This is a genomic window from Virgibacillus pantothenticus (assembly GCF_018075365.1).
GTDB lineage: Bacteria > Bacillota > Bacilli > Bacillales > Amphibacillaceae > Virgibacillus > Virgibacillus pantothenticus.
Genome location: NZ_CP073011.1, coordinates 53,062 through 66,033 on the forward strand (window position 1 = coordinate 53,062; position 12,972 = coordinate 66,033).

The 12,972-nt window shown below is 37.9% G+C and carries 11 protein-coding genes and 1 riboswitch; of the genes, 5 read left to right on the forward strand and 6 right to left on the reverse strand.

Going from position 1 to position 12,972, the window contains the following annotated elements:
- Nucleotides 1-9 precede the first annotated feature (9 nt).
- From KBP50_RS00245 to KBP50_RS00255, 3 genes are all read left to right on the forward strand, one after another.
- The gene (locus KBP50_RS00245; RefSeq protein ID WP_050350540.1) at nucleotides 10-1,335 is read left to right on the forward strand and encodes a 6-phospho-alpha-glucosidase; all 1,326 of its coding nucleotides are present in this window, start codon (nucleotides 10-12) and stop codon (nucleotides 1,333-1,335) included.
- A gap of 316 nt (nucleotides 1,336-1,651) precedes the next feature.
- Nucleotides 1,652-2,353: an N-acetylmuramoyl-L-alanine amidase family protein gene (locus tag KBP50_RS00250; RefSeq protein ID WP_050350539.1), complete on the forward strand. Its 702-nt coding sequence runs from the start codon at nucleotides 1,652-1,654 to the stop codon at nucleotides 2,351-2,353.
- A 39-nt stretch (nucleotides 2,354-2,392) separates the two neighbouring features.
- Nucleotides 2,393-3,400 carry a D-alanyl-D-alanine carboxypeptidase family protein gene (locus KBP50_RS00255; protein ID WP_050350538.1) on the forward strand — a complete coding sequence of 336 codons (1,008 nt, stop codon included), beginning with the start codon at nucleotides 2,393-2,395 and terminating at the stop codon, nucleotides 3,398-3,400.
- Between the two features lie 106 nt (nucleotides 3,401-3,506).
- On the opposite strand, the gene tenA is transcribed toward KBP50_RS00255, so the two are convergent.
- Complete coding sequence (tenA, locus tag KBP50_RS00260; RefSeq protein ID WP_050350537.1) at nucleotides 3,507-4,199, reverse strand: thiaminase II; 693 nt, start codon at nucleotides 4,197-4,199, stop codon at nucleotides 3,507-3,509.
- A gap of 177 nt (nucleotides 4,200-4,376) precedes the next feature.
- A riboswitch (TPP riboswitch) is annotated at nucleotides 4,377-4,476 on the reverse strand.
- Between the two features lie 531 nt (nucleotides 4,477-5,007).
- Here tenA and KBP50_RS00265 point away from each other — a divergent pair.
- Nucleotides 5,008-5,697, forward strand: coding sequence for a copper homeostasis protein CutC (locus KBP50_RS00265; RefSeq protein ID WP_050350536.1), 690 nt, complete (start codon nucleotides 5,008-5,010; stop codon nucleotides 5,695-5,697).
- Nucleotides 5,698-5,752: 55 nt separating this feature from the next.
- Here KBP50_RS00265 and opp4C read toward each other — a convergent pair whose 3' ends face one another.
- The 5 genes from opp4C to KBP50_RS00290 are packed head-to-tail and all read right to left on the reverse strand — an operon-like array spanning nucleotide 5,753 to nucleotide 11,496.
- A complete protein-coding gene (gene opp4C, locus KBP50_RS00270; protein WP_050350535.1) occupies nucleotides 5,753-6,655 on the reverse strand; it encodes an oligopeptide ABC transporter permease in 903 nt (300 codons plus the stop codon).
- A 17-nt stretch (nucleotides 6,656-6,672) separates the two neighbouring features.
- The gene (gene opp4B, locus KBP50_RS00275) at nucleotides 6,673-7,638 is read right to left on the reverse strand and encodes an oligopeptide ABC transporter permease (RefSeq protein ID WP_050350534.1); all 966 of its coding nucleotides are present in this window, start codon (nucleotides 7,636-7,638) and stop codon (nucleotides 6,673-6,675) included.
- 31 nt (nucleotides 7,639-7,669) lie between these two features.
- Complete coding sequence (gene opp4A, locus KBP50_RS00280; protein WP_050351147.1) at nucleotides 7,670-9,424, reverse strand: oligopeptide ABC transporter substrate-binding protein; 1,755 nt, start codon at nucleotides 9,422-9,424, stop codon at nucleotides 7,670-7,672.
- Between the two features lie 27 nt (nucleotides 9,425-9,451).
- Nucleotides 9,452-10,465, reverse strand: a complete 1,014-nt coding sequence (locus KBP50_RS00285) for an ABC transporter ATP-binding protein (protein WP_050350533.1) — start codon at nucleotides 10,463-10,465, stop codon at nucleotides 9,452-9,454.
- A complete protein-coding gene (locus KBP50_RS00290) occupies nucleotides 10,462-11,496 on the reverse strand; it encodes an ABC transporter ATP-binding protein (protein WP_050350532.1) in 1,035 nt (344 codons plus the stop codon). The genes KBP50_RS00285 and KBP50_RS00290 overlap by 4 nt, the downstream gene beginning before the upstream one ends.
- Before the next feature lie 347 nt (nucleotides 11,497-11,843).
- Here KBP50_RS00290 and KBP50_RS00295 point away from each other — a divergent pair, with 347 nt between their 5' ends.
- Nucleotides 11,844-12,935: an oxidoreductase gene (locus tag KBP50_RS00295; protein ID WP_050350531.1), complete on the forward strand. Its 1,092-nt coding sequence runs from the start codon at nucleotides 11,844-11,846 to the stop codon at nucleotides 12,933-12,935.
- Nucleotides 12,936-12,972: the final 37 nt, after the last annotated feature.

The window sequence follows — 12,972 nt, forward strand, 5'->3', positions numbered from 1 at the left end:
AAAAAGAACATGAAACAATTTTCAATTACAATTGCTGGCGGAGGAAGTACATTTACTCCAGGGATTATATTAATGCTATTAGAAAACTTGGACAGATTTCCGATTAAAGAAATAAAGCTTTATGACAATGATGAAGAACGGCAAGGTACCGTTGCTGGAGCTTGCAGAATTCTATTAAAAGAAAAAGCACCGCAAATTAACTTTGTCGAAACGATTGACCCAGAAGAAGCATTTAGTAATATTGATTTCGTCATGGCTCATATTCGCGTTGGAAAATATGCAATGCGTGAAAAAGATGAGAAAATACCGCTTAAGCATGGGGTAGTTGGACAAGAAACATGTGGACCGGGTGGAATTGCCTATGGAATGCGTTCGATTGGACCGGTTATTGAACTTGTGGACTATATGGAAAAATACTCACCAAACGCATGGTTTTTAAACTATTCTAACCCTGCAGCTATTGTTGCTGAAGCAACACGGCGATTACGTCCAAATTCTAAAATATTGAATATTTGCGATATGCCAATTGGAATTGAGGAGTTAATGGCGGCATCGATTGGATTGTCGTCTCGTAAAGAAATGGAAGTGCGATATTATGGTTTAAACCATTTCGGTTGGTGGTTTGATATTCGTGATAAACAGGGAAATGACCTAATGCCAAAAATTCGCGAGCATGTTTCCAAACATGGCTATGTGACAGCAGATGAAAGTAAGCAGCATTCTGATGCAAGCTGGAATAGTACCTTTGCTAAAGCAAAAGATGTGCAAGCACTTGATCCAATGACCGTGCCAAACACATATTTGAAATATTACTTCTATCCAGATTATGTGGTGGAACAGTCTAATCCTGAATATACACGAGCGAATGAAGTGATGGATGGACGCGAGAAGTTTGTATTCGGAGAATGTCAAAAAATTATTGATAACCAAACCGCTGAAGGAACTGAACTAGAAATTGATGAACATGCTTCCTATATTGTAGATTTAGCACGTGCCATAGCCTATAATTCAAAAGAACGTATGCTGCTGATTGTTGAAAATAACGGCGCAATTAGTAATTTTGAACCGACAGCAATGGTTGAAATCCCTTGCCTTGTTGGCAGCCAAGGCCCTGAACCACTTGCTATGGGAGAAATTCCTCGTTTCCAAAAAGGATTAATGGAGCAACAAGTGGCAGTTGAAAAACTGGTAGTAGAAGCTTGGGTAGAAAAATCATACCAAAAACTATGGCAGGCACTTACGTTATCTAAGATTGTCCCTAGTGCAAAAGTTGCTAAAGATTTACTTGATGATTTATATGAAGCGAATAAAGCATACTGGCCAGAATTATCTTAAATATCAATAGCTGGCAATAAAATAAGCCGTCCTAGAAGGAGAAAAAACTTTTAGGGCGGTTTTTTGCACTATAGGAAGGCATTCCTGTAATAAAGCAAAATGAGGATTGAACTAAAAACGCCCCCTTGGTATGATACGAGGTGTCCAAAGCTAATTATAATCAAAAATATAGCAATTTGAAGCCTTAGTTTGTTAGACTATCAATCAGGTTTGATTTTTTATTAGTAAGTAATGAATATGAAAAACTATCTTAATGGATGGGTTAACGATAAATATTAGTAAGCGATAAAAGGGACTGGCGAAAGGAATGTGATTTATGAAGCAAAGAAATATATTCAAGTTTATTATATTTTCTTTATTCTTTATTTTATTAGCTGCATGCGGGGCTGGCAATGCAGAAACCTCCGAAGGAAAGACCAAAACAGCTAGTGAAACAAAACAGGAGACATTAAATGCTACAACTGATTCTGTAGCACTAAAGGGACACACGGTTATGATTGATCCTGGACACGGCGGAAGAGATCCAGGTTCCGTAGAGTCTAACGTTGTACATGAAAAAGATTTAATTACGAATACGTCAGATGCGATAAAAAAAGCATTACGAAATGCTGGAGCTAATGTTATAATGACAAGGACAGAAGATGAAAAAGTATCGTTAGAAGATAGAAGGAACATGAGTAATGAAGAATCACCAGAGGCTTTTATCAGTGTTCATTACAATACATTTACTGATCCAAGTGTAAGTGGTTTTAGTACGTATTATTTTTCTAAGGAAAAGGATCATCAGTTAGCGCAGAGTATTAATCAGTCACTTACAGCAGCTATTGAATTACGAGATCGGGGAGTCAAGGAAAATAATTATTTTGTATTGAATGATAACGATGCACCATCTATCCTGTTAGAGTTAGGTTTTATGAGTAATCCAGAAGAATTAGCAACCATACAGTCTGAGGAATATAATCAAATAGTGGGTGCTGCAATTGTAGATGGATTGAAAAACTATTTTGAAGCAAGCTAGAATGCTTCCATCTAGGGACGTTTCGAAGGAGAGGAAATTATGAAACGGAAACATATCATCACCTTTATTGTTTTATTGCTTATGTTTATATTTACATCAGCATGTACGAATAACGATAAAGAAGAATCAACTCATTCCAATGATGAAAAAAACGGTGAAACAAATCAGAGCTTACAGCTTCCTGAAGCGGATTTACAAAAATTAGATAGTGGCAAAGATGTAAAAGCTTTACAACTTGCTTTAAAGAATATTGGCTACGATATAAAAGATAATGGTGAATTTGATGATGCTACTGTATGGGCTGTTACAGACTTACAGATGCAGAAAGATTTACCTTTAACTGGTATCTATGAACAAGAAACTGCAAAAGTGGTTCGGCAACTACTTGAAGATAAATCTAGTGGTTTTGAAGCGGGTAAAGAATTGCCTGTTAAAGCAGAGCCTGTTACCACGGATAGTGGGACAAAAGTTACTGCAAATCCCCACGAACAATTAGTATTAGTAAATAAGGAAAATGCCCTACCAGCAGACTATACGCCTGTGGACTTAGTGACACCCAATGTTCGTTTTCCTTTTACTGAAGATTTACCGAAAAAACAAATGCGTAAAATTGCTGCTCCAGCGCTTGAAGAGTTATTTGCAGCTGCAGATAAGGAAGGCTTGGAGTTGTTTGCCCAGTCTGGATATCGTTCCTATGATCGGCAAACATCGATATTTGCTTCTAATGTACAATCTTTAGGTGAAGCAGAAGCAAACCAAGTAAGTGCTCGTCCAGGTGAAAGTGAACATCAAACGGGTTTAACGATGGATGTGACTAGTCCTAATGTTGATTTCCAATTAAACGAGGATTTTGGAAATACAGATGAAGGTAAATGGTTGGCAGAGAATGCGGCTGAATATGGATTTATCATTCGCTTTCCAAAGGGAAAAGAAGAAATTACACAATATCAATATGAACCATGGCATATTCGTTATGTTGGTAAGAAAGCCGCTCAAGAAATCATGAAGAATGATCTAACATTAGAGGAATATTTATCTCAAGAATAAATGTATATCCGAAAGCAGAAAAACTCCCTTCTGAAATAGAAATATAGCAGGGAGTCTTTCTTTATAATAATTAGATAGAATATTAGTAATGGAGTGTCATGCACATTTAAACTAATGCTGTGGAAGGGATTGGCCACATTGCTTGATTTTCTGCCATATCCCAGAACATATACTCAAAGTAACTTGTCTTGACAACGATATCTTCTAATAGAGCCAGCTCATGCTCTGGTTTATCTTTAGCAATAGCATTTATTAAATCAATGCAGTCGTTAGCAAGTGCTGTGAATTCATCTGAGGAATACATTTGTACCCAACTCCCATAAAATTCATGTTCCAATGCGTTTGGCCATGTTGCTAGTATTTTCCCTATATAGTTATAGCTCCAGGCACATGCGAGAACAGCAGCGATTGTATTTTCTACGCCACCTCGTTGAGAGACATTTAGCATATAACTTGTATATGCAGTCGTTGTCGCAGCTGCTTCTGTTTCTTCTAACTCTTGTGCGGTAATACTGAATTTACTTGCATAGTTACGATGCAAATCCATTTCCATATGCAATGTGCTGTGTAATAGATTGGCAAAGGTTGTCATAGTTGTTAAATCATTTGCCTTTGCACTACCTAGTGCAAACAGACGGGAATATTCGATTAAATAAACATAGTCTTGCTTCATCCAATGTTTAAACTTTTCTTTGTCCAGCCAACCTTCCCCTAGTCCCTTCACAAACGGGTGCTCCAAATATGACTTCCAAATGGGCTCCACCTTTTTCCATAAACGGTCTGTAAATAATGGTTGCACGTTTAATTCTCCTCTTCCATGTTATTATTTTAATGCTAGAGAAGTTATGGAAACAACTCACCTTTGCAGTTTTGAGGAAGATCACTTAGCTCTGTAATGAAGTGAAGCAAAAGTCATAAAAAATCCCATTCAACGATTGTAAAGAATGGGAGTGCATGCTTGACTAGCTTGTTAATCTGTTGCAAGTCATCACTTCCCTACGCTAGTGTAAACTAGATCAGGTTCAAAGGGTCAAGTTTCCTTTCTCAGCAATAAAATTGCTCCCCTAGTGAAACATATAGTATGAAACTATTTACAGGCTATTTAATCATATTTGATTAAATAGAGCAAATAAAATGAGAAAACAAGTGTTATCTTTATAGATTGATAACTTGAAATAGCCAAACTATGTTTGTGTATTTAAACAATTAAAAAAAGAGATGGGAATAGGATGTACCCCGTCGATTTTTATATTATCAGTTGCATTTTCATGTTGTTAGGGTGGTTCATTTTGGAACAAGAAATTACTCATCGTAATTTCAGGATTTAATGAATCAATTTTTAAAGGCAATAAAAATCAGTTAGCTAAAGTCGGATTATTTCAATAGGGTATGGGTGTCTTATTGATTCTTTTCCCTGTTGTGGAATATTTTTTAAACGACTGGGATTATGGATAGTTGTTGCCCGCTTATTCCCGTACCGATTGAAATATTTATAAGAATTCAATTCTTAAGTATAATTAAATGGATACTTTGCATGCTTTTGGTCTGTTAAATGGTACTCAGTTTGGGTAGGATGAGGGTAGAGTATGTAAAGGAGAGGAATATTCATGCTTTTAGAAGTAATTACAACGAATTTAACAGATGTGATTGAGGCAGAGCAGTATGGTGCAGATCGGATTGAACTTAGTCCTGCAATGGCGGAAATTGGCTTAACACCAAGCTTCGGTTTACTAAAAAATGCGGTAGAAGCTGTAAACATTCCTATGAATGTAATGGTTCGTCCACATAGTCAATCGTTCGTATATAATAAACATGATTTAGACACAATGAAAGCGGATATAGAGTTAATTAAGAAAGTTGGAGCAAATGGGATTGTTATTGGTGCATTGACGGTTAAACAGACCATTGATGAGGAAGTTTTAAAACAGTTGTTGGATGTGGCTGATGGTTTGGAAGTAACCTTCCATCGGGCGTTTGATTTTGCCCGTGATCAAGTAGAAGCATTACAATGCTTAGCAAAATATGAGCAAATTACAACGATTTTAACAGCCGGTGGTAATTATAAAGCTCCTGACGCAATTCCACAACTGCAGCAAATAATTGATTTAGCCAATGATACGCATTTATCCGTTATGGTTGGTCACGGTTTAAGGCCAGAGACATTTGCCGATGTCTATCATCAATTAAAGCCACAAGCCTTTCACTTTGGTTCAGGTGTACGAATAAATAATTCGTTTGCTCATTCGCTTGATCGTAGTAAAATACAACAAGTCAAAAGAACAATGAAAGGAAATTAGTTTTTTCAATGAAAATACCTGGGTTTTATCATTCATAAAACCCAGGCTCAAACTATTATTTCTTTGTTTTCGGGTTAAAAGCATCTTTAAATCCTTCGCCGATAAAGTTAATTGATAAAATGGTTAACGTTATTAACAAACCAGGTGGTAACCATACCCACCACAGGTTTTCGAACGTACCAGGGTCACGGGCTGCTTGTAGCATATTCCCCCAGCTTGGCGTGCCAACTGGTACACCGAAGCCAAGATAACTCAATCCAGTTTCGGCCACAATCATCGCTGCTAATAAAAGTGTTGCCTGAACGATAATGGTTGATATGACGTTAGGGAGTATATGTTTAATCATTACTTTAGAAGGCTTGGTACCGATTGATACCGCACTTAATACATATTCATTTTCCTTTTCCGACATAACCTTACTTCGAATTACTCTTGCGGCTCCGGTCCAGCTGAGTAAGCTAATAACAAGAATTAATGCTAACACACCACTGTCAACAAAAATCGCTTGTAATACAATAACAAAAATCAGGAACGGGAAATTCATCATAAAATCAGTAAATCGCATGAGAATACTATCAATTTTATTCCCGTAATAACCTGAAATTGTTCCTATTAACGTAGCAATGAATATAATGATGGCCGTACAAGAAAAGCCAATTAATAACGATGTCCGTCCACCATATAATAGCATGGTAACGATATCCCTACCTGCACTATCTGCACCAAGCCAATGTTCAGCAGAAGGCGGTGCTTCAACAAGCTTTGGGTTTATGCGACTCGGATCAATTTCAGATAAAAGTGGTGACGCCATGGATAATGCTGTTACAACTAATAGGAAAATAAGACTAGCCATTGCAGGAATATTTCGGATGAATTTTTTTCGGGCCATTGCCCATTGTGATAAACTTTTCTTCTTTGGAGGGGTCTGCTGAACAGTTTGGTTTGTAATTGGTTCCATTTAATCTACCTCCTCCATTAATCCAATCGTATTCTAGGATCCACTAACGCATAGAAAATATCAGCGAGCAGATTTCCAATAAGTGTCATAACGGTTAATAGCATCGTGATCGCCATAACTACTGTGTAATCTCGATTATTAATTGAATCTACAAATAGTTGACCTACCCCTGGATACGTGAAAATGGTTTCAATAATAACAGATCCTCCGATAATACCAGCTAAATCAAACCCTAATAGCGTAACGATAGGGATGACAGAATTACGTAAAATATGTTTATTATATACTTTCTTTTCAGGTGTTCCTTTTGCGCGTGCCATACGCACAAAATCTTTTTGAGAACTTTCAATCATGTCGTTACGTAAAAATTGCGTATAGCTAGCAATTGGCAATAAACCAAGACATAATGACGGTAAGATAGCATGTTCTACTTTACTAACGATATATTTCCATGTCCCAGGGTCTACCCCCGAACCAATACTTCCAGTTGCTGGGAGCCACCCTAATTGAAAGGAAACAAAGTAAATGAGCAATAAAGCTGCTACAAAACTCGGCATGGCAAGTGCTAAATAATTTAATACTTGTACACCATAGTCGCCTAATGTGTAGGGATGGCGGCCTGCATATCTTCCCATTAAAAAGGACACTATGTATGTAATGATCATGGCTACAACAGCTAGTAATATGGTATTAGGCAGTCGCGATAAAATTAATTCTGAAGCGGGCATTTTATGCACGAATGATTGCCCAAAATCCCCTTGAAAAAATCCACTGACCCAGTTTAAATACTGAACATAAGTGGGATCATTATAGCCAAGCTTTTCTCGCATTTCTTCAATATACGCTGGGTCTGTATTTAATGGATCAATTTTCCCTGTAAGGGCATCTCCTGGCATTAGGTTTGCCAGGAAAAATACCACTACAGAGACAAGGAAAATAATGGGGATCATGATGGCTACTCTTCTTAATGTGTATATGAGCATATTATTTTCCCCTTATCACTAGTTTTATATTTTATTCTTCGTTAGCGTCTGTTACCCACCATAAATGTGTGTTTTGCTGAGATGTAAATGAATTGGTGTGAACATTTTGTAGACGTTTGTTCACTGCATATACATCCACTGGTGCGTATAGGAAAATGTTTGGCAATTCATCGTTAATCAGTTTTTGCCATTCAACATAAACATTTTTACGGTATTCTTGATCAAAAGCTTCATCGCTAAGTCCTTTTTCGATTAACTTATCTGACTCCTCATTTACCCAACGCGCATAGTTTGATACGCTATCTGATTTCCATAAACCTGTTGGGTCTGGATCAGAAGCAAGTCCCCAAGCGCCCATAAAGGTTTCGACAGAGGGTTCATCCTTTTCCAAGACATCATAGAATAAATTAAACTCTTTAAGACCACCGTTTAATTTCGCATTGATGCCAACATCCTGCCAGTTCTGTAAAATGTATTGAGCACGTGGTTCAGAAATATCTGAACCTGACATAGTATCGAAGTTTACCGTAAACTCTTTTCCGTCTGGATCCTCACGCCAGCCATCATCATTGACATCAACATAACCAGCTTCATCCAATAATTCTTTTGCTTTTTCAGGGTCGTAATTGTATTGTTCAAGCTCTGATTGATCCGCATATGCCCAGCTGACAGGAGGTACCGGTGCTCCAATTACTTCACCAAGACCATTGGAAAAGGAATCCAAAATTCCTTGAATGTCAATTGCATAAGCCATTGCTTTACGTAGCTGTTTGTTTTGAAATTTTTTATTGTCCATCACGTTTACGCCTTTCTCGGCATCCCAATGACCTAATTTAAAGCCGATATAGTTAAAGCTCAGTGCTGGCTCTTCAATCGCTTCTACGTTATCAAGCTTTTTAATTTCAGGGTATTGGCTACTTGGAGCTTGCATGATATCTATCTCCCCATTTTTAAGAGAGCCTGTTGCCACAGAAGCATCAATAACCTTATAAACGACACCGTCCAAGTATGGCTCGCCCTGCCAGTAATCCGCATATTTTTCCATTTCTACCATTTCGCCTGGTACGATGTTTTTTACCTTAAACGGTCCAGTACCAATTGGGTTTTTACGGACAGCATCCGATTCAGGTAAATCAGCTACTTCAATACCCTCGTAATGATGTTTTGGCATTGGGTAGCTCCATAGATTTGAAATTGTATTTGGTGCAACATCTGTCAACGATAGTACAATCGTCTTCTCGTCGACAATTTCAATTCCTGAAATGCTGTCTACTTTTCCTTTGTTATAGGCTTCTACACCCTCAATCATGTTCACATTCGTATAGCGCATCCCTTCGTAATCCGGATGTGCAATAACTTCATAGGCATAGGCGACGTCCTCCGTAGTAAGTGGCTCGCCGTCATGCCACGTAATTCCGTCTTTTAGAGTAAAAGTAACAGTATTCTTTTCTTTATCGACTTCAAAGTCTGCCATACCTGGTTCTGGCTGTAACTCATCATTCGTATCGACTAGACTATCTGTTATAAATCTTAAAATTTTCTCATCATCCTCACCTTCATAAAACCCACGATCCAAAAGGCCTTGGAATGGTTGTGTAAAGGCAAATGTAACGGTGCCGCCTTTTTTAGGCTCACCTGCCTTTGCTTCAGCGTCATCACCAGACCCTTCTGCTTTCTCATCCCCTGAGCTACCTTCACCTTCCTCGGATGTCGTATCGGCACATGCTACTAGAAATAAAGATAACGATAGAAAAATTAATAAAAACAACCAAACTTTCTTTTTCAACACTTACGCCCCCCTAAAAATAAATGATTATTCATTCTCATATAATAGACATGCGACCTGGTGGTTAGGCTTCACCTCCTTTAATTGCGGGACAATTTCTTTACATTTATCCATTGCCATGGGACATCTTGTATGGAAAACGCAGCCGTTCGGCGGACTTTGTGGGTTTGGGACATCACCTTTTAGGATAATGCGTTCCTTTTTATTTAATGGGTCTGGTTCAGGAATTGCGGAAATTAGTGCTTGTGTATAAGGATGCAATGGTTCTCTATAAATGGATTCTTTCTCTCCGACTTCTACCATTTTACCTAGGTACATGACACCAATATGATCACTCATATGTTTGACTACACTTAAGTCATGGGCAATGAATAAATAAGTTAAATCAAATTCTTCCTGCAGTTCTTTCAAAAGGTTTAACACTTGCGATTGAATGGATACATCCAGTGCACTTACTGGTTCATCAGCAACAATTAATTTAGGGTTTAAAGCCAGTGCCCTTGCTATTCCAATCCGTTGACGCTGCCCTCCTGAAAACTCGTGCGGATATTTATAATAATCTTCTTCACGAAGACCAACACGTTTTAATAGATGTTGCACTTCTGGTTTTAGTTCCTTATGGGATTTATTTCGATAATTTCGAAGAGGTTCCTCCACTAAATGCCCCACCATCATTTTCGGATTTAGTGAAGCATATGGATCTTGAAACACCATCTGGTAATCCTGTCTTGCTTTACGAAGAGCAGAACCACTTAAATTAGTAATATCTTTACCTTCAAAAAAGATTTTTCCATCTGTTGCATTCGTCAACCTTAAAATAGTACGACCTGCGGTAGATTTTCCGCATCCTGACTCACCAACGAGGCCAAACGTCTCCCCTTTGCGAAGGGTGAGGGAAATATCATCTACGGCTTTCACATCGCCTGTTTTTCGTTTGAAAAAGCCAGTATGAACAGGGTAGTATTTTCTCAAATTTTTGACTTCTAAAAGTAAACCTCTTTGCGTTAAATCTTTTTTCTTTACTTCCGTATTCTGGATCATACCTTTTCTACCTCCTTAATACGTGATGTCTTATCTGGATAACATTCATCAAATAAGAGGCAGCGTGCATATTGACCGGCAGCCACTTCAGCAAGTTGTGGTGTTATAAGCGGGCAATCTCCGAATGCTTTTGGACATCTGCCAGCAAAACGGCAACCTACTTCAGGCATATTATCCAATGAAGGTACTATACCATCAATGGTGTTTAGTTTTTCCACTGTCTTATCCATCTTTGGTATACTTTCCAGCAATGACTGCGTATACGGATGTTTAGGTTTTGTAAATAATTCAACGACACCAGCCTTTTCTACGATTTGTCCAGCATACATAACGATTACTCTATCGGCCATCTCTGCAACGACACCTAAATCATGAGTGATGAGCATAATTGCCATGTTGACTTGATTTTGTATACCTTTAAGAAGCTCTAGTATTTGTGCCTGAATCGTTACATCCAATGCTGTTGTTGGTTCATCTGCAATTAATAGTTTGGGCTGCAGTGCAATCGCCATAGCGATAATGACACGCTGACGCATCCCACCAGATAGTTGGTGCGGATATTCATCCATAATTTTTTCTGGACGGGATATTCCTACTTGTTTCAACAGGTCAATGGCTTTATTTGTAGCTTTTTGCTTGGATATTTCCAAATGATTAAATAAAACCTCCCTCAACTGCCAGCCAATCGAAAAAACAGGATTTAATGCTGTCATAGGTTCTTGAAAAATCATTGCAATATCTTTACCACGAATTTGGTTCATTTCCTTTTCCGACTTTTGGACCAGATCTTCTCCATTAAAAATAACTTCTCCTGCAGAAATCTTAGAATTTGTCTTTGGAAGAAGCTGCATAATAGATAATGACATAACACTTTTTCCACATCCTGATTCGCCAACGACGCAAACAATTTCTTTAGAGTTGACGTTAAAACTCACATCCATTACGGCATGATGTAATTCATTATCTATTAAAAAACCTGTATGTAAATTTTTAATTTCAAGTACGCTTTGGGCTTGTTGTTTCTGCGACAAAATAAAACCCCCTTATCCTTCAAGATAATACATATATTTTTGAATAATTTGATTAACCCAACCTTTCTGTTAATCGAGGGTATATAATATTTTTAAGGAATTAACAAGGCTTACAATCACTTTCATTAGATTTTTTTCAAAAATATTAGAATAGTTATTAATTTATATGATTTCTCTAAGCGAGAAAGAATAATTAGTATTGGAAAAAATGCAAAGTACTAAAGATGTTTGTTAAAGTTTGCCTTGAGCAAATGAGTTGTAGAATATTAAATTATCTGGAATAATAAATGGCATAAAATTAACGAAATAGTTAATTTTAAAATAACAACAAGAATAGGGTGATTAAGATGAACAAGCTGTTTGAACAAGGGTATTTAGGTACACAAGTATTAAAAAATCGCTATATTTTAGCGCCCATGACTAGAGTTAGCTCGGAAGCAGATGGAACACCCAATGAACGTGTACACCGTTATTACGAAAGATACGCAAAAGGTGGTTTTGCCGTTGTTATTACGGAAGGCGTTTATCCTGATACAAAACATAGTCAAGCCTATGAATTTCAGGGCGGGTTAGCTACTGAACAACACGCTGCAAACTGGAAACCAATTGTAGAAAGTGTCCAATCACATGGTGCATTAATGATTGCACAATTGATGCATGGCGGGGCACAAACCCAAGGGAATTATTATTCGGATGTTACTGTCGCACCATCTCCATTCACTCCTCCGAGTGATAAAGCTGAAATTTACGGAGGTAGCGGTCCTTACCCTGAAGCAAAGGAATTAACACTTGCTGAAATTGAAGAAGTGAAACAAGGGTTTGTTCAATCGGCTAAATATGCGAAGAAAGCTGGTTTTAATGGAGTGGAATTGCATGGAGCAAATGGTTATTTACTCGATGAATTTTTATCGAAAGGGATTAATCAGCGTACGGATCAGTATGGCGGCAGTGTAGAAAATAGGGTCCGCCTTTTAAAAGAATTGATAGTTGATGTTCGTGAGGCGGTAGGAGGGACGATGATTGTAGGTATTCGCATTTCCCAATTAAAAGCAACAGATAAAAGTTATAAGTGGCCTGGTGGAGAAGAAGAAGCGGCTACTATTTTCTCTGAGCTTGGAAAAACAGATGTGGATTATATTCATATTTCGGATGATGACGCCACTACGCCAGGCTTCGGTGATGGAACGATGACAATGTCAGAGGCAGCCAAAAAATATTCCGGTAAGCCAATTATTGCTTGTGGAAGCTTGGGCGACCCAGAAAAAGCTGCTACGGTTATTGAACAGGGACAAGCTGACTTTATAGCAATTGCCCGTCAGGCGTTAGCCAATCCTGATACGCCAAATCGAGTAAAAAATGGAAAACCGCTAGATACATTTGATGGAAAAGCAATTCTGACACCAAGAGCATATGTAAAAGATTTTGAGCTAGAAATGTAACGTGCCCTGAACGACTGTCGTAAATAGAAGCATGCTA

Bases quoted from the DNA above. Each gene is read 5' to 3' on its own strand.
- KBP50_RS00265 (WP_050350536.1), top strand. From the start codon at position 5,008: ATGCTTTTAGAAGTAATTACAACGAATTTAACAGATGTGATTGAGGCA.
- KBP50_RS00295 (WP_050350531.1), top strand. From the start codon at position 11,844: ATGAACAAGCTGTTTGAACAAGGGTATTTAGGTACACAAGTATTAAAA.
- KBP50_RS00245 (WP_050350540.1), top strand. From the start codon at position 10: ATGAAACAATTTTCAATTACAATTGCTGGCGGAGGAAGTACATTTACT.
- KBP50_RS00255 (WP_050350538.1), top strand. From the start codon at position 2,393: ATGAAACGGAAACATATCATCACCTTTATTGTTTTATTGCTTATGTTT.
- opp4B (WP_050350534.1), bottom strand. From the start codon at position 7,638: ATGCTCATATACACATTAAGAAGAGTAGCCATCATGATCCCCATTATT.
- KBP50_RS00285 (WP_050350533.1), bottom strand. From the start codon at position 10,465: ATGATCCAGAATACGGAAGTAAAGAAAAAAGATTTAACGCAAAGAGGT.
- opp4C (WP_050350535.1), bottom strand. From the start codon at position 6,655: ATGGAACCAATTACAAACCAAACTGTTCAGCAGACCCCTCCAAAGAAG.
- KBP50_RS00250 (WP_050350539.1), top strand. From the start codon at position 1,652: ATGAAGCAAAGAAATATATTCAAGTTTATTATATTTTCTTTATTCTTT.